The 21,984-nt window shown below is 62.6% G+C and carries 21 protein-coding genes; 11 read left to right on the top strand and 10 right to left on the bottom strand.

Translation table 11 applies throughout. The features are described from left to right. Positions 1-31: 31 nt before the first annotated feature. From tssJ to AC1ECK_RS06365, 10 genes are all read left to right on the top strand, one after another. Entirely contained in the window at positions 32-643 is a 612-nt protein-coding gene (gene tssJ / locus AC1ECK_RS06410; protein WP_480317050.1) for a type VI secretion system lipoprotein TssJ, read from the top strand. Positions 644-937: 294 nt separating this feature from the next. Further along, on the top strand, positions 938-1,408 hold the full coding sequence (locus AC1ECK_RS06405) for a DUF2844 domain-containing protein (RefSeq protein ID WP_480317048.1): 471 nt from the start codon (positions 938-940) through the stop codon (positions 1,406-1,408). Next, positions 1,405-2,751, top strand: a complete 1,347-nt coding sequence (locus AC1ECK_RS06400; RefSeq protein ID WP_480317046.1) for a DUF3443 domain-containing protein — start codon at positions 1,405-1,407, stop codon at positions 2,749-2,751. The genes AC1ECK_RS06405 and AC1ECK_RS06400 overlap by 4 nt, the downstream gene beginning before the upstream one ends. A 195-nt stretch (positions 2,752-2,946) precedes the next feature. Beyond that, positions 2,947-3,177, top strand: a complete 231-nt coding sequence (locus AC1ECK_RS06395; RefSeq protein WP_480317043.1) for a hypothetical protein — start codon at positions 2,947-2,949, stop codon at positions 3,175-3,177. A 278-nt stretch (positions 3,178-3,455) separates the two neighbouring features. After that, complete coding sequence (locus AC1ECK_RS06390; protein WP_480317040.1) at positions 3,456-4,151, top strand: GntR family transcriptional regulator; 696 nt, start codon at positions 3,456-3,458, stop codon at positions 4,149-4,151. Between the two features lie 191 nt (positions 4,152-4,342). After that, entirely contained in the window at positions 4,343-5,227 is an 885-nt protein-coding gene (locus AC1ECK_RS06385; protein ID WP_480317038.1) for a dihydrodipicolinate synthase family protein, read from the top strand. Between the two features lie 98 nt (positions 5,228-5,325). Further along, positions 5,326-6,750: an FAD-binding oxidoreductase gene (locus AC1ECK_RS06380; protein WP_480317036.1), complete on the top strand. Its 1,425-nt coding sequence runs from the start codon at positions 5,326-5,328 to the stop codon at positions 6,748-6,750. Between the two features lie 161 nt (positions 6,751-6,911). After that, on the top strand, positions 6,912-8,273 hold the full coding sequence (locus tag AC1ECK_RS06375; RefSeq protein ID WP_480317034.1) for an MFS transporter: 1,362 nt from the start codon (positions 6,912-6,914) through the stop codon (positions 8,271-8,273). 31 nt (positions 8,274-8,304) lie between these two features. Beyond that, positions 8,305-9,627 carry an MFS transporter gene (locus AC1ECK_RS06370; protein WP_480317032.1) on the top strand — a complete coding sequence of 441 codons (1,323 nt, stop codon included), beginning with the start codon at positions 8,305-8,307 and terminating at the stop codon, positions 9,625-9,627. A 58-nt stretch (positions 9,628-9,685) separates the two neighbouring features. Then, positions 9,686-10,633: a dihydrodipicolinate synthase family protein gene (locus AC1ECK_RS06365; protein WP_480317031.1), complete on the top strand. Its 948-nt coding sequence runs from the start codon at positions 9,686-9,688 to the stop codon at positions 10,631-10,633. 109 nt (positions 10,634-10,742) lie between these two features. Here AC1ECK_RS06365 and AC1ECK_RS06360 read toward each other — a convergent pair whose 3' ends face one another. The 9 genes from AC1ECK_RS06360 to AC1ECK_RS06320 form a co-directional block, all read right to left on the bottom strand. Then, positions 10,743-12,317: a methyl-accepting chemotaxis protein gene (locus tag AC1ECK_RS06360; RefSeq protein ID WP_480317029.1), complete on the bottom strand. Its 1,575-nt coding sequence runs from the start codon at positions 12,315-12,317 to the stop codon at positions 10,743-10,745. A 30-nt stretch (positions 12,318-12,347) separates the two neighbouring features. Then, positions 12,348-13,217, bottom strand: a complete 870-nt coding sequence (locus AC1ECK_RS06355) for an amidohydrolase family protein (protein ID WP_480317027.1) — start codon at positions 13,215-13,217, stop codon at positions 12,348-12,350. A 9-nt stretch (positions 13,218-13,226) separates the two neighbouring features. Then, positions 13,227-14,489: an MFS transporter gene (locus AC1ECK_RS06350; protein ID WP_480317025.1), complete on the bottom strand. Its 1,263-nt coding sequence runs from the start codon at positions 14,487-14,489 to the stop codon at positions 13,227-13,229. A 64-nt stretch (positions 14,490-14,553) separates the two neighbouring features. After that, complete coding sequence (locus AC1ECK_RS06345; RefSeq protein ID WP_480317345.1) at positions 14,554-15,273, bottom strand: GntR family transcriptional regulator; 720 nt, start codon at positions 15,271-15,273, stop codon at positions 14,554-14,556. A gap of 180 nt (positions 15,274-15,453) precedes the next feature. Then, a complete protein-coding gene (locus tag AC1ECK_RS06340) occupies positions 15,454-16,278 on the bottom strand; it encodes a putative hydro-lyase (protein WP_480317023.1) in 825 nt (274 codons plus the stop codon). Between the two features lie 69 nt (positions 16,279-16,347). Next, on the bottom strand, positions 16,348-17,670 hold the full coding sequence (locus AC1ECK_RS06335) for an MFS transporter (protein WP_480317021.1): 1,323 nt from the start codon (positions 17,668-17,670) through the stop codon (positions 16,348-16,350). Between the two features lie 195 nt (positions 17,671-17,865). Next, positions 17,866-18,840 (bottom strand): 5-oxoprolinase subunit C family protein, encoded by a 975-nt coding sequence (locus AC1ECK_RS06330; RefSeq protein ID WP_480317019.1) that lies wholly within the window; start codon positions 18,838-18,840, stop codon positions 17,866-17,868. After that, positions 18,837-19,610 (bottom strand): 5-oxoprolinase subunit PxpB, encoded by a 774-nt coding sequence (pxpB, locus tag AC1ECK_RS06325; protein ID WP_480317017.1) that lies wholly within the window; start codon positions 19,608-19,610, stop codon positions 18,837-18,839. Before pxpB ends, AC1ECK_RS06330 begins: the two co-directional genes overlap by 4 nt. 71 nt (positions 19,611-19,681) lie before the next feature. Continuing rightward, complete coding sequence (locus AC1ECK_RS06320) at positions 19,682-20,116, bottom strand: VOC family protein (RefSeq protein WP_480317015.1); 435 nt, start codon at positions 20,114-20,116, stop codon at positions 19,682-19,684. 117 nt (positions 20,117-20,233) lie between these two features. On the opposite strand from AC1ECK_RS06320, the gene AC1ECK_RS06315 reads away from it, so the two are divergent. Beyond that, a complete protein-coding gene (locus tag AC1ECK_RS06315) occupies positions 20,234-21,106 on the top strand; it encodes a LysR family transcriptional regulator (RefSeq protein ID WP_480317013.1) in 873 nt (290 codons plus the stop codon). Between the two features lie 93 nt (positions 21,107-21,199). Here the strand turns inward: AC1ECK_RS06315 and AC1ECK_RS06310 are convergent, their stop codons facing one another. Beyond that, positions 21,200-21,967, bottom strand: coding sequence for a CerR family C-terminal domain-containing protein (locus AC1ECK_RS06310; protein ID WP_480317011.1), 768 nt, complete (start codon positions 21,965-21,967; stop codon positions 21,200-21,202). Between the last annotated feature and the right edge of the window lie 17 nt (positions 21,968-21,984).

Genomic DNA, 21,984 nt, shown 5'->3' with positions numbered 1-21,984 from the left:
ACGAACACGGAACATCAGGAGAACCAACAGGATGATGCGGGCACTTCGAACCGGCGCGGTGGCGTTGACCACTCTTGCCGTTGCAGGATGCGGAGTCGGACAGGCGGTGAAGGACAGCACGGTGGACGCGGCAAAATGGGCGTTCACGACACAGGTCAAAACGATGAACCTGGATCTCGTCAGCCGGTCGTCATTAAACGAAAATGGCGCCGGGCAATCGTTGTCGACGGTGGTGCGGATCTATCAGTTGAAAACATCGCAGACGTTCGATCAACTCGACTACACGCAACTGCAGACGAATGACCTCGATGCGCTAAAGGCCGATCTGCTGGCGACGAAGGATGTTGTGCTGCGTCCGGATGCGAGCGCGAGCATCAGTGAACCGATGAACACCGACACGGAGTACGTCGGCGTCGTCGCGTTTTTCCGCGACGTGGGCAAGGATTCGACGTGGAAACTGGTGGTGCCGAAGAAGCAATGGAAGAAGACGGACCCTGTGAAGATCGACGTGCAGGGGAACGCGCTGCAACTGGTGGGTGCGACACCGGAGCCAGTCAAACGGATCACGCCGCAGCAGAGCGTGCCGAATCCACCGAAGCCGAAACCAGCCGCGGTGACGGAGTATGGGACACAGCCGGGGTGAACGGGAAGGGGGCTAGCTCCATCGCACCCATGATCGGCTGCACAAGCCGGACGCTGTTGGAATATGGGCAATCCGGGGTCAACGGCGAGCAAAGGCGCCACTCCATGCGATTGATAAAACATCCTCGGCAGTCAATTGGCGACTAAGGATATCCTTATAAATAAATAAGGTAATCCCTATTAAATCGTCCATAAAAACTGACTGCGATTGGCGCTATATTTCAATATCAAATCCTAAAGTAATAATTATATTTGCCGATAAAATGCGAGGTGAGTGACGAACTAGAGGAAACCAATGAGGATCAGTCTGCTCTGCGTCGTTATCGCAATGGCGGCGTTTGCAACCACGACACCCGTATACGCCGAGCTGGGCGGTGCGCCGACGTGGTCGTCGGGCAGCACCAGTAACGCGACCATACTCGCGCAGCACCTGAGCGCCGCCTCAGTTCCTTACACCGTGAACGAAACCACCCTTTCGTCGGGCACGATCGTGCGTGAGTACGTGGCACAAAGCGGCACCGTGTTTGCCATTGCCTGGCACGGCCCACGGATGGCCCCCCTCAACACGCTACTTGGCACCTATTTCTCCGCCTACCTGCAGGGGTTGTCCGACGCGCGTGTGGCGATGGGCGGAGGCTATGGACCATTAGCGGTCCAGCAGTCCGGGCTCGTCGTTCAGACCGGTGGACACATGGGGGCGTATACCGGTCGTGCATATCTGCCCCAGGCACTCCCGCAAGGGTTCAGCGTCGACGACATCCAATGAACGGGGGAAGAACAATGCGAACAATCGCAGCAATTGTGGTCGCCTCGCTGAGCATCTGCCTCGCTGCATGTGGTGGCGGCGGCAGTTCAAGTTCGACGACGTCCGGCAGTTCGAGTACATCGAGTTCCAGCAGTACCAGCGGTACCACCAGTACCAGCAGTTCCACGTCCAGCTCGACCACCACGTCGACCCTTGCAACCGATGCCTCCGCGACACCGACGGCCAGCACCGCGTCAAACACGATTCCAATCCTTGTGTCGTCCGCGCCGTACGGCAACACGAACCGTCCGATGGTCAGCGTGACGGTTTGTACGCCAGGAAGCAATGCCGCGTCGAACTGTTCGACAATCAATAACGTACTTCTCGATACCGGCTCATATGGACTGCGTCTGTTCGCCTCGGCAGTGCCGAGCGCGACGCTCTCGACGCTGACAACCCAGACGCAGTCGTCAACCAGCGACACGATAGCCGAGTGCGCTATTTTCGGCAGCGGCTACACGTGGGGTACGGTTCGTAGCGCGGACATCAAGATGTCCAGTGAGATTGCGCAGAGCATCCCGATCCACATCATGACCGACCCGGCGCTCACAGAGTCGGCGCCCTCGGATTGCCAGGTGAGTACCGCGCTCAGTACGCCGGCGCTGCTCGGAGCGAACGGTATCCTCGGCGTCGGCGTGCGGCCTCAGGACTGCGGTTCGAGTTGCGTGAGCGGCAGCCAGAGCGCCGCCTACTATGCATGCAGCAGCTCGACCTGCACGGCTACGACAGAGGCCCTCACGCTGCAGGTCGGCAATCCGGTCCAGTATTTCACGACCGATAACAACGGCGTGATCGTCGAGATCGCGCAGGTTGCCGATAGCGGAGCAACTTCGGTATCCGGAACACTGGTGTTCGGCATCGATACCCAGACCAATAACGTGCTGTCCGGGAAGGGCGCGACGGTATTCACCACGGACGGCTATGGTGACTTTACCGCGACTTATAACGGCACTTCCTTTGCGGACAACGCGTTCTTCGACACCGGCTCAAACGGCCTGTTCTTCCAGGACTCGAGTATTGCCCAGAACAGCAATACGTTCTTTACGCCTTCGAGCACGTTGGGTCTGTCGGCCACGATCTCGGGTTCCAATTCGTCGAGCGCGACCATCGGTTTCAACATTGCCAACGCAACCACGCTGTTTGCAACGGGCAACTACGCATTCAACGATCTCGGCGCATATCTGTCCGGCGTCTTTGACTTCGGAGCGCCCTTCTTTTACGGACGTCATGTCTATTTCGGCATTACCGACACGTCGTCGTCCGGCGGTGGAACCGGGCCGTATGTGTCTTACGTATCGAGCTGATCTGGCCACGAAAGCCCATCTGTTTGAACGCTAGGGCTGCGACCTCGCCAGGGCCAGCGCAAGACCGTTATTAGCGTGAACAGGCCCTGGCATTGTTCGCCCGCGCCGGAAAGGAAATGCAAGATTTTGGACTATCGCTATCTCAAAATTGTGATGGGAGTATTGGGTCTCTTCTAACGGAATGGGCGAACGGAGTTGATCAAGCGACGCGATCCTTATCTATCGCCTTCACGCGAGTTAGCCGGCGGCGATCGTTCGTGCGTCACCGAGGCGGGTGATACAACGGGCATCACGCGCAACGATCCGCTGCCCAAACTTTCCGTAAGCGGGTGCACGGTTTACTACGCCGGCGTGCCGATCCATGAGGCCGAATCTCCTGAGGCGGCGGTTGTCTACCGCGACCGTCACATCGACTTATATGCGTGACCAGTTCAGGCGCACGGCATGATTGTGTCGCAATTGACAAAGGTGCTTTGTCGAGTCAGGTAATGACGGTGGCCGGCGCGCCACGCATAATCCTTCACGTGACGAATCTAGCTCCCGGCTGGGGCGAAACTGGACTCCTCATCCAGACGATTCGTCATACTTTCCCCCTCTTTCCATACCGTTCGCTGCGGCGGAGAAGACCCGTCCCGCCGAGGCTGACGGCGTACGCGTACGTGCTAACATGTTGCCGTGCAACCAATACGTACGCGAGACCGGCTATGAATACAATGGCACCGGTAAAAACCGAGTCGGACGAAAGCCAGGGGAAATCTCTCCGCCTTGTCGCCTATGAAAACTTCACGCAGCAAATCCTGAACGCCAATATCCGGCCTGGGCAATTCGTGTCGCAGCGCGAACTGATGGCGCTGACCGATATGCCGCTTGGCGCGATTCGTGAAATGGTGCCGCGCCTCGAAGCCGAGGGGCTGATCAAGACCGTGCCCAACCGCGGCCTGCAGGTGTGTCATGTCGACCTGCGGCTGATCCGCAACGCTTTTCAACTGCGCCTGCTGCTAGAGCGGGAAGCGGTGGCGAATTTCACGCGTACCGCATCCGACGCCGATCTCGAGAAGATCGAGCGGGCGCACAGGGATATCGTGCGCCGGGCCTTGGCAAAAAAAATCGACGACCGTCTTCTCAACGACGCGCAGACAGTCGACTGGGGACTGCACGACATGATGATCGATGCGATGGGCAACGAAATCGTGTCGAACATCTACCGGGTCAACAGTTTGCGCATCCGCCTGATCCGCCTTGAACACGTGGTCCTGAAGCCCGAAGTGGTGCTTCCGACGATGTACGAACACCTCGAACTGATCGCCGCCTTCAAGGAGCGCGATGTGGAAAAAGCGGTCGATCTGCTCAATACGCACATCGAGAACGCGCGGCAACGCTCGATGGGCAACTTCGGCTAGCAGGGCATGGGCCGTCAAGGACGGCCCATGCCGTGTCTCTCACACCCTTTGAAAATTCTTCTTTGACGCCTCACTGGTTTCTAACTAACATGTCAGTTGAAAGTCGGCGCGTCATTGGATCGTGCCGGAGCGATTTCGAGCGCAGAGGGCGGAGGTGGCGCCGCCGGCGCATATGACTGGAGGAGAGCGTTATGCCTTTCGAAGGACAAGGCGTGTTGGCGGCGGTGGCGACGCCGCTCGATGCGGCGAACCAGGTGGATGTGCTGCTGCTGGCCCGACATTCGGCCGAACTCCTGCGGCGCGGCCTGCACGGAATCACGCTGTTCGGCACGACCGGCGAAGGCCCGTCGTTCACGGTGGCGGAGCGCAGCGCAACCCTTGAAGGGTTGCTCGCGCGGGGAATCGAAAGCAGCGAACTGGTGGTCGGCACGGGCGCGGCCGCACTCGGAGATGCGGTCTTCCTGACGCGGCATGCGCTCGCGCAAGGCTGCCGCCGCGTGTTGCTGCTGCCGCCGTTCTATTTCAAGGGTGTCAGCGGCGGCGGTGTGGCAGACGCGATCGGCCAGGTGATCGATGCGGTCGGCGATCCAGGCTTGCGCGTCATTCTGTACCACATCCCTCAGGTGTCCGGCGTGGGCTTCGACGACGAGGCCATCGCGAAGTTGCGTCGGCGTTACGGCAGCGTGATCGACGGCATCAAGGACAGCAGCGGGAGCCTCGACCATTCGCTTGCGCTGATCCGCAACCATCCCGACCTCAAAGTCTATGTGGGCGCTGAGGACACGATCGGACAGGCGCGGGCGGCCGGCGGCGCCGGATCGATCTGCGGCCTCGCCAATATCGCGCCGGAGCAGGTTCGCGCGTGCTACGACAGCGAACGCGACCAGGATTCCGGCGTGATCACGGAGTTGCTGCGGGCGGTCGACGGCCGGCCCTTCGTGCCGCTTCTCAAGACATGGCTGGCCGAGTGCCAGGGCAAAGAAGGCTGGCGCCGGGTACGGGCGCCGCTTGTGGCCATGGGCACGGATGCAACGGCAGCACTGCCGCGCACGCTTCTATCCGGAGCAGCGGTGTGAATGCAGCACGCGGCCCGGCAGTCATGTCCGGGCCTCGCGTGGAGGTGGACCGGCAGGCGTGAATTCGCACACGCTGCGAAAACAAGGAGGAAGACACCATGGATCATGAGATCTGCCTGCCCGAGCGCGCCGGCGATACGGCGCAGATGATGTTCGCCGCGCTGCGCGAAGCCTTGGGCGCTACGGCCGTGCTGACGGGTGAGGAGATCCCCGCACGTAACGAACAGGACTGGAGCACGCTCGCACCGCAACGGCCGCTTGCAGTCCTGCGTCCCGTCGACACCCACGATGTGGCCGCCGCGATGCGCATCTGTGCGCAGTATCGCGTCCCGGTCGTGCCGCAGGGCGGGTTGACCGGCTTGTGTGGCGGCGCCCGGCCCATCGAGGGGGCCGTGGCGCTGTCGCTCGAGCGCATGGTTGGGGTCGAGGAGATCGATCCTGCTTCGGCCACCATGACGGTCAAGGCCGGCACGCCGCTGCAGACCGTACAGCAAGCGGCGGACGACGCCGGCTTTTTCATCCCACTGGATCTCGGTGCGCGCGGTTCGTGCGCAATCGGCGGCAATCTGTCGACCAATGCGGGCGGCAACCGGGTGATCCGCTACGGCATGGCGCGCGAAATGGTGCTGGGGCTCGAAGTCGTGCTGCCCGACGGCAGTGTGGTCACGAACCTCAACAAGATGCTGAAGAACAATGCGGGCTATGACCTCAAGCATCTGTTCATCGGTAGTGAAGGGACGCTCGGCATCATCACGCGGATCGTGCTGCGCCTGTCTGCGAAGCCGGGCTGCACGATGGCGGCCCTGTGTGCGCTCGAAAGCTACGACAAGCTGGTCGCGTTGCTGAACGCGGCGCGCCGGGGCCTGGGACCGCTCTTGTCCGCGTTCGAGGTGATGTGGCCGGATTACTGGCGCACGGTCACGCAGCGTGTGCCCGGTGTCGGCAATCCGCTGCCCGGTGAGCATGCGTGCTACGTGCTGATCGAAGCCCAGGGGATGGAGGAGGCATTCGATGCTCCACGCTTCGAAGCCTGGCTGACCCGCCAGATGGAAGAAGGCGTGCTCGCCGATGCGGCGCTTGCCCAATCGCTTGCGGACGTTCAGGCCTTCTGGGGCGTGCGCGATGCCTGTGCTGAATTTCCTCAGGTACTCGGACCGCACGAGTCGTTCGACATCGGTTTGCCGGTCGCCGTGATGGACCAATACGTGAGCGCATGCCGCGCGGCCTTGCGCGCGCGCTTTGCCGACGCGGTCGCGCTCTTCTATGGACACATCGGCGATGGCAACCTGCATATCGTCGCCTGTGTGCCGGATGCCGTGCCGCAACCGAAAGAAGAGATCACCGCGATTGTCTACGGTCTCGTTCAGCAGTTCGATGGAACGGTCTCGGCCGAACACGGTATCGGCCTCACCAAGAAACAGTGGCTGCCGTTCACGCGCAGCGAACCTGAACTCGCACTGATGCGCCGCCTGAAAGCCGCGCTGGATCCGCAGAATCTGCTCAACCCGGGCAAGGTGGTCTGAAACCGCCGCCCACGCGTACCGGCACAAGACCGGATGCCGTATCCCGCCAAGGGAACAACCGCTGAGGGACTGGAGTAAGCGCTGAAGCGCTAACTCCAGTCAACCACAGCATGGGACCCGAGTAGGCGCTAAAGCGCCAACTCGGGTCGACAGGAGACAAGATGGAGACGAACCTGCACCCCGCTGAAGGGGACGAAGAAGTCTTGCTGGAACGTGCGATCCGGCGCGCCAAGTGGCGGCTCGTGCCGTTTCTGATCCTGATGTATATGCTGGCTTATCTGGACCGGGCCAACATCGGTTTCGCGCAGCAGGCCTATCAGGCGTCGACCGGTGTGAGCAGTGCCGCATTCGCGTTTGGTGCGGGCATTTTCTTCATTGCGTATGCTCTCTTCGAAGTGCCAAGCAATCTGATGATGCATCGCGTCGGCGCGCGTATCTGGCTCTCGCGCATCATGGTTACATGGGGGCTGATTTCAGCGGCCATGGCGTACGCAACGAGCGATTCGCTGTTCTCCTTCATTCGCTTCTTTCTCGGTGCGGCCGAGGCGGGTCTGTTTCCCGGCGCGGTGCTCTACATGACCTACTGGTTTCCGGCGCGCGCGCGTGGACAGATCATGGGGATCTTCTACTTCGGCTCGCCGCTCGCGCTCATGGTGGGCGGCCCGCTGTCGGGCATGCTGCTCGAGCTCGACGGCCTGTTCGGCCTGCACGGCTGGCAATTGATGTTCCTTGTCGAGGGGCTGCTGGCGTCGTCGGTGGGCGCGTGGGGCTATTTTTATCTGTGCAATCGTCCCGAAGACGCGAAGTGGATGCCGCGCGCCGAAGCGCAAGCGCTGGCTCGCGCACTCGCCGCCGAAGAGCGGCAGAAACAGCAGACCGGCAAGACGAGCTTTCGCGCCGCGCTGACCGATCCGAAGCTGCTTCATTTCGCGCTCCTCTATTTCTCGATCCAGATTGCGGGCTACGGCGTGGCATTTTATTTGCCGACTCAGGTGAGTGCGCTGCTGCATGTCAAGGTGGGCTTGCACGTGGGGCTGATCTCGGCCATTCCGTGGGCCTGCGCCATCGTGGCGGGCGCGTTTTATCCAGGCTTTGCAGTGCGCACCGGATACCGGCGTGGCTTTGCGGTGCTTTCGGCATTGTCGATTGCGGGCGGTCTGGCTGTCTCGGCCAACACGGGCCCCGCAGCAGCGATCGTCGCGCTTTGTTTCGTGACGATGGGCATCATGACTGTACAGCCGATCTTCTGGACGTTCCCGGCGGCCTATCTGGGCGGCACGGCAGCGGCGGGGGGCTTCGCTGTGATCAACGCGATCGGCAATCTCGGCGGTTTCTTTGCGCCGAACGTGCGCAACGCAGTCGAGGCGTCGTTTCACTCGGTTGCCGCGGGGCTCTATGTGCTCGCGGCGAGCGGTCTTGTGGCGGCACTTCTGATTGCGATGCTGCGCCCAGCGCAGGCGGAGCGCCGCCCGGCAGATCGCCGCGCGACCGATTCAGAAGAGCCGCTGCACGCGAAGATCTGAAGTACTCGTGCATGAGACGGAGACAGCGAGCATGAGCGATACCCCGGCAAACCAGCCCATTCCACCGAAAATCCGTCGCGCCCAGACCGCGGCGCTCGCGCTCCTGATGGTGAGCGGCATCGTCAACTATCTGGATCGCGGCACGCTCGCGGTCGCCAATCCACTGATTCGCGCCGACATGGGGCTTTCGCTCGGCGAGATGGGATTGCTGCTGTCGGCGTTCTCGTGGAGCTACGCGCTGTGCCAGTTGCCGGTAGGCGGTCTCGTGGACCGCATCGGACCGCGCCGGCTGTTAGGCACCGGGCTCATCATCTGGTCGCTGGCGCAGGCGGCCGGCGGAGTGGCTTCGAGCTTCGGATATTTCATCGTTGCGCGGATCGTGCTCGGCATCGGCGAAGCCCCGCAGTTTCCTTCGGCCGCCCGGGTGGTGAGCAACTGGTTTCCGTTGCGCTCGCGCGGCACGCCTACCGGCATCTTCAATGCAGCCTCGCCCCTGGGGACGGCGCTGGCGCCGCTGTGCCTGTCGATTCTCGTCGTCTCGTTCCACTGGCGCTGGGCCTTCATTGCGACGGGTGCGCTGGGTCTTGTCGTGGCGCTCGTGTGGTTTGCAGTCTATCGCGATCCGGACAAGTCGCAGATGACCGACGCGGAGCGCCGCTATCTCGACGAGGACGGGCAGTCCGCCGGCAAACCGTCCCGCAAGCTCACGTTCGCCGAGTGGCGCAACCTGTTTTCGTACGGGACCACGTGGGGCATGCTGATCGGCTTCTTCGGCTCGGTGTATCTCAACTGGGTCTATTTGACCTGGCTGCCGGGCTATCTGACCATCGAGCGGCACATGAGCCTGATACGTACCGGCTTTGCGGCATCCGTGCCGTTCCTGTGCGGCTTTGTCGGCTCGCTGCTGGCGGGCTGGTTCTCCGATCTGATCACCAAACGCAGCAGTACGCCGGTGGCAAGCCGCCGAAACGCGGTGGTCGTCGCGATGCTCGGCATGGTGGCCTTCACGATTCCGGCCGCGCTCGTCGAGAGCAATGCGATCGCGCTTACCTGCATTTCAGTCGTGATCTTCCTCGCCAACGCAGCGTCCGCTTCGTCGTGGGCGCTGGCGACAGCGGCGGCGCCGCCGAGCCGGATCGCCTCGCTGGGCGCGATCCAGAACTTCGGCGGCTTTCTTGGTGGTGCGCTGGCGCCGATCATGACCGGCTATATCGCCCAGGCGTCGTCGTTTGTACCGGCGCTGTTGACCGCGGCCGGCATCGCGTTCGTTGGGGCAATGTCCTATCTGCTGCTGGTGCGCAAACCGATTCCCGAACACGAACCCGCGCAGGCCGCGGCGCATGTGCCCGCTTGATGGGCTCGCGCCACCGGTCGCGCATTGCAACGAAAGCGAATTTTCCAAGGAGAGGTAGATGAGCAATATATCGAGGCCCGCGGGTGTCATCGAGGGCATCGTCCCGGTGATGCTGACGCCGTTCGACGAGAGCGGCGCCATCGACTACGCCGGGCTCGAACGCCTGATCGAGTGGTATCTGCAACACGGCGCGGACGCGTTGTTTGCCGTCGCGCAGTCGAGTGAAATGCAGTTCCTGAGCCTCGCCGAGCGGGCCGCGCTCGCGCGCTTCGTGGTCGACAAGGTGGCGGGCCGGGTGCCCGTGGTCGCGTCCGGCCATATCAGCGACGATCTCGATGCGCAGACCGAGGAACTGACAGCCGCCGCCGCGTCGGGGGCGCAAGGCGTTGTGCTGGTCACCAACCGGCTCGATCCGAAGCGCGAAGGCACTGCGACCTTTCTGGCCAACCTGCGGCGTCTGCTCGATCGCTTGCCGTCCGATGTTCCGCTCGGGCTTTACGAGTGCCCTGCGCCGTACCGGCGTCTGCTCTCCGACGACGAACTGAAGGCCTGTATCGAGACCGGCCGTTTTGTGATGCTCAAGGACGTGAGCTGCGATCTCGCTACCGTGAAGCGTCGCGTTGCGCTGGCCGAGGGTTCGCCGCTGAAGATCCTGAATGCCAATGCCGCGATCGCGTGGGATGCGATGAAGGCCGGCTCGGCAGGTTTCAACGGCGTCTTCACCAACTTCCACCCTGATCTGTATCAGTGGCTGCGCAGCGAAAGCGCACGGGATGCGGCGCTGGCCGAAGAGTTGTCGACTTTCCTGGTCGTCACAGCCGTATCTGAAGCGCTTGGCTATCCGGCGCTCGCGAAGATGTATCACCAGCGCATCGGCACGTTCGGCTCGATCCGCTGCCGCGTGATCGACTACGACGTGCGCGAACGCTTCTGGGCGCTCGATGCGGTGCTCGACAAGATCGTTGCCGGAACCGAGCACTTCCGCGCGCGGATCGCCGCGCTGTAAGTGGTGCCGGCGGCATCGCACCGGATGCCGCTGCGCCAGGCAGTTTCAATGCGGGGGCACCGTGGAGTTTCGCCCCGCAAGGTCCGAACCGCGCAGCCGGAACATTCCATCACCGCGCGGCCAGCGCACGTCCGTCCACGCGGAAAATCGCCACCGCTTCCTTGAGGATTTTCACCTGGTCTTTCAGCGATTGCGACGCCGCTGCTGCTTCTTCAACCAGCGCCGCATTCTGTTGCGTCACGTCGTCCATTTGCGTGACGGCTCGCGAGATCTGATCGATCCCGCTACTTTGTTCTTCGGACGCGGCAGAGATTTCACCCATGATATCGGTGACGCGCTGCACCGCGGCGGTGATGTCTTCCATCGTCTTGCCGGCCCGATCCACGAGGCCTGTACCCGCTTGCACCCGCTCCACCGAGTTGTCGATTAGGGCCTTGATCTCCTTGGCTGCCGCCGATGAGCGTTGCGCGAGACTGCGCACCTCGCCCGCGACGACCGCAAAGCCCCGGCCGTCCTCGCCGGCGCGTGCGGCTTCAACAGCGGCGTTGAGCGCGAGAATGTTGGTCTGGAATGCAATGCCCTCGATGATCGCGATGATGTCGGCAATCTTCGCGGAGCTCTGGTTGATTTCCTCCATCGTGCTGATTACGTGGTTGACGACAGTGCTGCCCTGGCCTGCGATGTCCGATGCGTTGCGTGCGAGCGAACTGGCCTGGCGCGCGTTGTCTGCATTCTGTTTCACTGTGCCGGTGATCTGTTCCATGCTCGCCGCCGTTTCTTGCAGCGAGGCGGCCTGTTGTTCGGTTCGTGCCGACAGGTCGGCGTTGCCGGAGGCGATTTCGCTCGCCGCGACGGTGATCGATTCGGTCGACGTGCGAATGTGCTGCACGGTGCCGGCCAGCTTCATCTGCATGCGGCGCAGCGCCGCCTGCAACTGACCGATTTCGTTCGTGCCGCGCGCAACAATCTCTTTCTGCAAATCGCCGTTCGACATGCGTTCGAAGTCCAGCACCATCTCGTTGATCGGCGTGACCACCACGCGGGTGAGCGCGCCGCGCACGAAGAGGCCGCAGGCTACGGCGAGCAATGCGCAGGCGATCAGCACGATGTTCATCGTCTGGGCGCGGGCCTGCGCCGCTTCAAAGCGATGCGCCGCACGCGCGGCTGCATAGTCGAGCAACGGTTGGGACAGCTTGTCGAAGTCGTTATAGAGTGGGCTGCTGTATTGCAACTGGATGCGGTGATACGCGTCGAAGTCCTTGGCCTTCAAGGCATCGAATTCCGGCATGATGCCCTTGCTCATCATGGCCGCGTGCTTGTCCGCTGCGTCCTTGACGAGCGGCAGCGCGTCGTCGGAAACCGGCACGGCCATGAAGGCGTCCCATTGCTTTTGCGATTCGCCGCAATAGGTGTCCGCAAGTTGCAACTGGCGTGCCGCGTCATCGTCTTTCTGCTGGCCGGACAACGACTCGTAGCGATTCTTGGCGGAGCGGCAGCGCAGCAGCAATTCGGAGCTGCGCGAGAGCGCGTTGGTGGCCGTCATGTCGTGCTGGTACATGCCGCTGAGTGCCTGGTTGGTCGAGGCGAGCGATGTAAACGCGCAAGCGCCGACCACAAAAACCAGCAGGACAAAGATGCCAGTGGCGAGCGTCAGCCCCGTTTTGACCGATAGATTGTTGAACACGATGGTCTCTTGGTTTAGCGTGGCAAGAAGTTAGCGGAACTGGAACAGCGACGCAGGCGTGTCGATCAGCACGGCGCGTAAATGCTCCGGCTGGTTGACGAGAACCTCGAGATGATCGCGGGTCAGCCGGGCGTTCTGCACGTTTTCGAATTGCGTATGCGGCCAGTCGGTGCCCCACACCAGCCGGTCGACGCCGAATTCACGAAGCAGCGCAGGCCACGCACTGGCGGCCGCCGCCAGTGCCGCGGCCGGGTCATCGCGCCTCGCGCTCACGCGATACGCGGCCGAGACTTTCACCCACACCTGCCGCGTCGGGCCGAGCGAGAGGAGGCTGGCGAAGCCCGGATCGCGAGTGCCGAGCGCCGGATCGAAGCGGCCAAAGTGGTCGACGACCATGCGCACGCCGCTATCGAGCAGCGCGGGTGCAATAGCGTATAGCCGTGCCGCCTCGATCTGGACCTCGAGATGCCAGTTCAGGGCCACCATGCGCTCGAGAAACGGAGCCCATGCCGCATCGCCAAAATCGGGCAGCGCCGTGCCGATCAGATTGGCGCGTACGCCGACCACCCCGCGTGCGTGCCACGCTTCGATTTGCCCGATATCGCGCGCCGGATCCACCACGACGATGCCGCGTAACTGCTCGGGATGCGCGTCGAGGCAGGACAGCAGGAAGCCGTTGTCGGTGCCGAGAAAACTGGGCTGGACCAGAACGCCGTGCGAGAGGCCGAGGCTGGCGAGCATGGCGCGATATGCGTCGAGCGGGGCCTCATAGGCCGGCGCATAGCGCCGGCCGGGCGCGAGCGGCAAGCCGTGCACGAACACGTGCGCATGGCTGTCGATACCCGTGACCGGCAAAGCAGTAGCAGTGTGGGAGGCGGGCGTGCGGTTGGAAAGACTCATTCGTGATGCTCAGGCTGCGGGTTCTTCGGTCAGTGTACGGCCACGCGTTTCCGGCAGCATGAGGATCGAGACCGCGACGATCGCATAGGCGATAGCGGCGTCGACGCCAATCGCAAAGCCCAGCGAAAACTGGCCGGCAAGATGCCCGACCATGACCGGGAAGCCGGCCGAAACCACGCGTCCAAAGTTATAGCAGAAGCCGACACCGGTGCCGCGTGTGCCGCGCGGATAGAGTTCGTTGAAAAGCGCGCCCATGCTCGCCGGAATACCGGCGGCAAAGAAACCGAGCGGAAAGCCTAAGGCAAGCATCGCGTGGTTCGACATCGGCAGGAAGACGTACACGATCACCGTTGCCACGCAGCAGACCGAGAACAGCAGGATAGTCTGCCGCCGCCCGATGGCGTCTAGCAACACGGAGGCGGCCAGACAGCCGCAGAAGAACGCCAGGATGATCACCGCAAGATATCCGCCGGTGCCGAGCACCGACAGATGCCGCTCGGTTTTCAGAAAGGTCGGCAACCAGGTCGTCAGTGCGGAATAGCCGCCATGTGCGCCGACGCCGAGCAGGCCGCCGATCAGCGTCATGCGCAGCACGTCGGGCGCGAAAATCGACAGGAGGGGAACGCGTTCGACCGAAGCGGCCTTGCCTTCGTGCGTGCCTTGCGTGCTTTTTGCCGCCGGGACAGGCGGTTCCTTGATATTGCGTCGCACGTAGATGATCAGCAGCGCAGGCAGGATGCCGATGCCGAACATGACACGCCAGCCGATTGCCGGCGAGAGGAACGAGAACAAGCCGGCATAGAGCAGCACCGCGGCAGCCCAGCCCACGGCCCAGGCGCTTTGCACCGCCCCCATTGCCTTGCCGCGATGCTGGTTGCGGATGGTTTCGGCCATCAGCACCGCGCCGGCCGCCCATTCGCCGCCGAAGCCAAAACCTTGCAGGGCCTTGAGCACGATGAACTGCGGAAAGTTCTGTGCGAACGCGGACAGCAGCGTGAAGATCGAAAACCACGCTACCGTGATCTGCAAGGTGCGCACACGGCCGAAGCGATCCGCTGCCGCGCCGCAAATCCAGCCGCCCAGCGCCGATGCCACCAGGGTGACGCCACTCACGAGGCCAGCCTGGGTCTTGCTGATACCCCACTCAGCGATGATCGCCGGAATCACGAGACTGAACATCTGCACGTCGAGCGCATCGAGCGCCCAGCCGCCGAAACAGGCCCAGAACGTGCGCCGTTCGTCTTTTGATACTTCGCCATACCAGGAAAACATCTGGACTCCACGCGCCTTATGCCGGCGCTAATGATGGTTGAACCCCGAAAGTGCGCGACGACGCTCAGCGAATCTCGATGTCGTACGCAAAGTGCTGCGCGGCGCCACGCGAGAGACGCCATTCGAGCGGTACGCCGTCATAGCCGAAGGCCACCCGTTCGATCACGACAATCGGGCTATGTGCCGGCACCCGCAGCGTGGCGACATCCTCTTCATTGGCGGTCTCGACGGTGAGCCGTTCGTCGGCGCGCGCCACCACACGGGCGCAGCGCTGTTCGTAGAACGGATAGAGCAAGGGACCGAAGTCCTCGATCGGACAGTCGGCCAGCGCGGCGAACGGCTCGTATGGCAACCAGATTTGTTCGGCGACGATCGGTGCGTTGTCGATCAGCCGCAAGCGGACCAGCCGGATTGCCTTGGCGCCGGTCTTCAAACCGAACTTCGCCACGACCGCCTTCGGCGCGCGCGTGACGACCCGCTCGAGGATGCGGCTTTCGGGAACACGCCGTTCGCCCGTGGGCGATTGAAAACGGAAGAAGCGGAACAGCGAGCGGTCGAAGGTGGCGCGCCGCACGAAGGTACCGCGCCCCTGGAAACGTTCGACGAGTCCTTCGCGCTCGAGCAGGTCTACCGCCTTGCGGACCGTGCCGACTGCGAGGTCATACGCGAGCGCCAGTTCCTGTTCGGTAGGCAATGGGTCATGTGGCTGCCATTCAAGCGCGGCGATGCGCGCGGCCAACTGGTCGCGCAGGCGGTGATACCGGGGAATGCGGTCGTCCACGATCGTATTGGGCGCGATGGCTTGGTGAATTCATATATATGTTTATATGATTCGCCCTGGCTGAGGATCGGGGTTTTCCCTGGGGGTGGCTGCGTTCAAGCTTGCGTCGCCGACCGGAAAGCCCTTACGACTGGCGGCGGTGCGGTCATTGCGGCGGCATGACACGCTTCGTGCAACCTCAACCTAAAGAAGCACAAGCTTTTCCACCGGTACATCGCAGACCAGCATATGACCCGGGGCGTGCGTAATGCAAATGGGCGGCCGTGCCTCCATGGCCGCAGCCTGCGGTGTCACACCACAGCCCCAGAACACGGGTAGCTCGCCTTCGCGTATCTCCGTCGGTTCGCCCTCGTCGGGAACGGCGATGTCCCGAATGCCGATTGCGCCGGGGTCGCCCATGTGGACGGGGGCGCCGTGTGCGCCCGGCAAACCCGCGCACACCTCATAAGCGATCGCTGCCTCCTGCGGCGTGTAGGGACGCATTGATACGATCATCGGGCCACGAAATCGTCCAACCGGTTTCGTCTGGATGGAGGTGCGATACATCGGGACAACCTTGCCCTCGTCGACATGGCGCACACGCAAGCCGGCCTGCTCGAGCGCATGCTCGAACGATAGCGAGCAGCCGAGCACAAAGCCGACAAAATCCTCTTGCCAGATGGCCGAGATGTCATCGAGCTCCTGCACCAGCACGCCGTCGCGCCACACCCGGTAGCGCGGCAGGTCGGTGCGCAAGTCCACGGCGTCACCCAGCATCGGCACCAGACTCTCGCCGACTTCGGTCATGCCGATCAGCGGGCAGGGCGTGGGATTGGCCCTGCAATAGCCTGCGAAATCCGCTGCCCATGCCTGAGGCAAGATGACCAGATTGCCTTGCGCGTAGCCGGGCGCCATGCCACTCGTGTTGCCGTTGAAACCCGCGCGGATGCGCTCGCGGGCGCCCTGTGGCGTGAGCGCACGTGCGAGCGGCGGCGGGATCTCGGGCGGGTTGCGCGTGTGGTGGCTCATAGGACGGACTCCCGATGCGATTGTTTTGACGCCGGCGGATGACGGGTCGCCCGGCGCTGCGCTGAGCCGCTATTGCAATGACGAAGCGGAGGTTTCGCGGGTTTTCGTCAGCGCCAGCAGTCCGATGACGGCGGCGCCTACCAGCAGGAAGGCCGGGCTCAGCAGATTGCCGGTGTTGCCGATCAGCGCGGTGGCGATATAGGGCGTCACGCCGCCGCCGAGGATCGTGCCGAAGTTGAAGCTGAAGGCCATGCCGGTATAGCGCACACGGGTGGGAAACTGTTCCGCATAGGTTGGGTATCCTACCGATTGCACGATCGGCATCGGTAGCGCGACGATGAACATCGCGAGGAACGCCAGGCCGATGTTCTGGTGGTTCATCAGCATCATCATGGGAAAGACCAGCACGCTGTACGCGGCAAAGCCGATGGCCAGCACCTTGCGGCGGCCAATGCGGTCGGACAGGCCGCCCCAGAGCGGCATCAACGTGGCCATTGAGAGGCTGACCGCGGACATGAGCCAGTACACGCTGGTCTTGTCGTACTTCAGGTAGGTGATCATGTAGATATTCATGAACACGAAACCTACCCAGTAGCCGGCATTCTGTCCAAAGGAGATCAGGAAGACCTTGAGCATCGCGGCGCGGTGGTGCGCGAAGAGTTCTTTCAGCGGGGCTTTGGGCGGCTCGCTGTTTTCGAGGCTTTTCCTGAACGCGGCGGATTCTTCGATGCGCGTGCGCACATAAACGGAGACCAGCACCAGCGGGAGCGCCATCAGAAACGGGATGCGCCAGCCCCAGTCGTGCAGTTGCGCGGCACTCATGAACCCGGTTGTCAAACCGCAGACGGCTGCGGCGAGCGCGCCACCGATGGCCACGCCGACCGGGGTAGCCGCGCCGTAGAAGCCACGCCGGCCGCGCGGCGCGCATTCCGCGACGTAGGCCGCGGCGCCGGTCACTTCGGCGCCGGCGAAAAAGCCCTGCGCAAGACGAACCATCAGTAGTGCGATGGGAGCGAGCCCACCTGCGATAGCGGCGGTAGGCAGCAGGCCGACCACCCCGGTGGCGATCCCCATGCCGATCACCGTCACAAGCAGGACGCTGCGGCGCCCCAGCTTGTCTCCGAGGCGGCCCAGCACGATGCCGCCAACCGGGCGCATCAGAAAAGCGCTGCCGAAGATCGCCAACACCGAGAGCAGGGCTGCCGTAGCGTTGCCGGCGGGAAAGAAGAGCGGGCCGATGATGGCGGCCATATAGCCATACACGCCGAACTCGTAGTACTCGATGGCCGTTCCGGCGGCTGCGGCCATCGCCGCCTTGCGGGCGGCATGCCTGGCCGTCGATGTTGAAGGCGTCGTGTCTACATCGAAGTTTGCAGTTGAAGCGTTCGACATGATCGGTTCCGGGGCGGGTGGCGCGTGTCGCGCAACGGGGTTAATGTTTTAGTGCTGTGATGACTTAGTTGTATTAACTAATAAAAAAGCGTATTGCTCGAAATTCTTTATGCAGAGTCAGGCTGGACGGGCATTGCTACCCGGCCCGGCAGAACTACTTCACACCACACCCGCTCGCAGGGGCGCTGGCGTGCATCAGCTTGATGCCTGGCAAAGCTGCTCCAGAGCAGCGAAGCTTCGTTCCTGAGAGATCATCAGCCGCTGAGCCGCGCCCAGATCGACAACTTGCAAGCGGATGGTTTCGCCGGGCATCTTTTGCGCGAGGCGCGGCAGATCGACTGCGCAAACATGGCCGATCTTCGGATAGCCACCGGTGGTTTGCCGGTCCGCCATCAGAATGATCGGCTGACCGTCGGCCGGCACCTGAATCGAACCGAAGCCGACCGCTTCCGATATCACTTCGCGCGGCGCGCTCAACTCGAGCTTCTCGCCTTCGAGGCGATAGCCCATTCTGTCGGACTGCGGTGAGATGCGATACGGCGCGCCTTCCAGTGCCTCGCGGGCGCGCGACGAAAAGCAGGACCATTCACGGCCGGGAATCACGCGGATGGGGGCGTCTGGTGCTAACACGACGTCATCGTCGAACGTCGTACTCAGGCTTCTTGCTGCCTGCGACAGCTTCACCAGCCTGCTGGACTGTGCCGATGGACCGATCGCAAGCAGGTCGCCTTTTTTCAACGGACGTCCTGCATGGCCGCCATAGCCGCCGCGGGTGTAAGTGCTGGCGCTCCTCATCACCGGCTCGACGGCAAATCCGCCGCGCACCGCGAGGTAGACGCGCATCCCCTGGCAACGTTTGCCGAACGTAAGCTCGCTTCCCGCGGCTACGGCAACCATCTGGTCGATTGCGAGAGGCTGGCCATTCAATTGGGCGCCGAGGTCGGCGCCACTGATCGCGATCGCGGCTGCCTCGTGAAACCTGAGCGCCGGCCCCATCAACGTGATCTCAAGCGTCGCGCAAGACGGCAGGTTGCCGACCAGCGCATTGGCGAGGCGATGAGCGCGCTCGTCCATCACGCCGTTCACGGGGATGCCAAGATGTTGATAACCGGTGCGGCCGAGGTCCTGAAAGGTGCTCAACGCACCGGGTTTAATGACTTCAATGCTCATCGCGCCACTCCGGCGTTCTGACTCAGCGCGTCGAACTGTTGCGGCGTGATCGGCACAAAGCGAACCTGGTCGCCTGCGTTGACGAGGCAAGGCGTCTCCCGAGCCGGGTCGAAGATCGCGAGCGGCGTGCGCCCGATCAGATTCCAGCCGCCTGGCAGCATCAGCGGATAAATGACCGTTTGCCGGTTGGCAAGGCCGATCGAACCAGGCGCGACGGCAGTGCGGGGTGTCGCGCGCCGCGCCGGACTCAGTCTGGCGTCGAGCATGCCGAGGTAGGGATGTCCCGGTGCGAAACCGAGCATCATCACATCCGCGAGCGCTCCGCTGTGAAGTTCGATGACCTCGGCTACGGAGAGGTCGCAGGCGTGGGCAACTTCGCTCAGATCCGGTCCATGTTCGCCGCCGTAGCAAACGGGAATCTCGACCACACGCGGTGCTGCGCTGCCGGTAGCGGCGACCGTTTTCAACAAACCGTTCAGCACGGCGACGATTGCGTCATAAGGCGCATGACCGGCTTTGTCCAGTGGCACCCGATGAGGCGCGTAGTGAATGCCGACCGTCGTCATGGCCGGCACGATATCGCTGACGTACGGCAAGTTTTCGGCTGCCACCCGCGCCGCGAAATCACGTGCCCGGCGATTGGCTGCGGCGCGGTCCTCGTCTTGCAGTTCAACGATCAGCAGACGATCGCCGGACGCATGCATCGTCCATGCGAGTGCGTCAGGTGCGACGGCATCTGCGGCGTCATTTGCGGGTATCGCGGCGTTCACGCTTGCACTCCTTCAGCCGTTCGCACAGCAGCAAACGGATGTTGAACTCGGGCCACTGCCTGTTTGACTGCTTACTTGGCGAACAACGAATCGATGTTGGCGAACGCCTTCATCTCGAGCGCGTTGCCCGACGGATCGAGGAAGAACATCGTGGCTTGCTCGCCCACTTCACCCTTGAAGCGGATGTGAGGCTCGATGATGAATTGCATGCCGGCTGCGGTGAGCTTTTTCGCCGCGGCTTGCCATTGGTCCATGGAGAGCACTACGCCGAAATGGCGGACCGGGACCGCGTCGCCGTCCACCGCGCTCGTCTTGCGATGGCCGATTTCCTCCGGCGCAAGATGGGCCACGATCTGGTGGCCGTAGAAGTTGAAATCGACCCAGTCCTGCGCGCTGCGGCCCTCGGGACAACCGAGCAGGTCGCCGTAGAACTCGCGCGCAGCCGCAATGCTGTGAACCGGAAAGGCGAGATGGAAGGGGGGCAGGGCGGTCGTAGTGTCGGTCATGCTGAGATCCTGAGAGGGTTCAAAGTGGCGTCATGCAAACCAGTCTAAGGATGGCAAAAATAGTCGAATAACGATATATTTTTGCCCTCAGCGACAATAAAATCGATCAATCCCATCATGATGCGCGAGCTCAAAACCTTCCTGGCTGTCGTGCGCTACGGCACTTTTGCGAGCGCCGGTTCGCACATCGGCTTGACGCAGTCAGCGGTGAGCGCGCAAATCCAGCGTCTGGAGGAAGACCTGGGATATCCGTTGTTCGATCGGACCGGCCGCTCCGCGACGCTCAACGCGGCGGGCAAACATACCGTTGAGGTGGCCGAAGAACTGCTCTCGGTGTATGCGCGCCTCACCGACCGGGGCGGCGCAGCGGAACAGTCGGGCTTGCTGCGCGTAGGGGCGATCGCGTCGGCGCAAGGTTCGTTTCTGGTCAGCGCCATTCAACGGTTTCGCCAGGATTCGCCGGGCTGGCGCATTCGCGTCATCCCGGGTGTGTCGCTCAATCTGCTGGCCCAGGTGGATTCGGGCGAGGTGGATATGGCGGTGACCATCAAACCGCCGTTCGCACTGCCGGCCGAACTGAAGTGGCGCACGCTGATGTCGGAGCCTTTCACGTTGCTCGTGCGGCGCGAACTGGCCGGGCAGCCGTGGCGTTCGTTACTCAAATCGGAACCCTTCATCCGCTACGATCGCAATTCGTTTGGCGGGCGCCTCGTGGACCGTTTTCTCCGCAGAATCCGTGTGACGGTTCACGATGTGGTCGAGCTCGACGAATTGCAAGGCATCATCGGACTGGTTGCGCACGGCGTTGGCGTCGCCATCGTGCCGCAGGCGGCGGGGCTGTTTATGCCGAAGACGGTGGCCGCCGTGCCGCTTGGCGACGACACCTTCGTGCGTGAAGTCGGGCTCGTCGAGCGGAGCAGCCGCAATCAGCAGACAGCAGCGGCGGATTTTGCAGAGTGTATTTGTGCCGCGGCGAATGCATGGCGTTGAGGTGAACCCGCTTTAGGCTGCGGAGCCGATCCTCGATGAGGATGGGAACGCATGGCCTGGGCGGCGAGCGAACCCCATCCGTGTAAAAGTCCCTCAAGATGCGCGCTTGACCGGCTTCGCTTTGGCACCTTGCGCTTTCGAATCAGCGAGCGTCCTCTTACGCTTCATCTCAATCATGCTGTGCAGCAGCGTGACCGTATGCTCTTTCACGATGCCCATCAGCGTGGACAGCCTGCTGGCGTTGAAGCTGTCCCACCCGAGCACCCGAAGCGACTTGCGGCAGTGAGTGTGAAACACAACCACCGGCCCGTTGAGCGTTAGCGTGCGGATGAGGGTCTCTTCGTCATCCGCTGGGCGTCCGAGCAAGCGCCCCACAATCGCCGCGCTGACGCAGGTCAGATGGCTACTGACCTTCTTCTCTATCATCTCGAACCCGGATAACGGCCCGAGCCCAGCTTGCTCGCGCGCCACGAACAGGCGCCACTTGTCCGATTCGGTCGAGGTGAACATGAACTCGGCAATGCGTGCCTGGATGGCGCAAAACGCTTCGATCAGCGTCTCGTCGTCGGCATTGCTCGCCAGTGCCGCCTCGGCGGCTTCGACGGGCGCCGAAATCTCTGTCCACACCCGCGTCACGATGTGCTCCACGCACGCCAGGTAGACCCCTTCCTTGTTATCGAAGTAGTACCCGATGGCCGGTGTATTGACGCCCGCGTGCTCGGCAATGTCGCGCGTGGAGGCGCCATTGAAGCCGCGTTCGCCGAACAGGTCGAGCGCGGCGAGCACGATGCGCGCCCGCGTTTCTTCACCGCGCTGGTAGCCGCCGTCGATGGCGTGGCGATGTCTCGGGGGAGGGGACATCCGTTTGATCCTTCAAA

The sequence above is a fragment of the Paraburkholderia sp. SSBN10T genome (genome assembly GCF_056619545.1).
The sequence above is the reverse complement of the archived record's forward strand: the minus strand, read 5'-3'. Positions and strand labels throughout refer to the sequence as shown.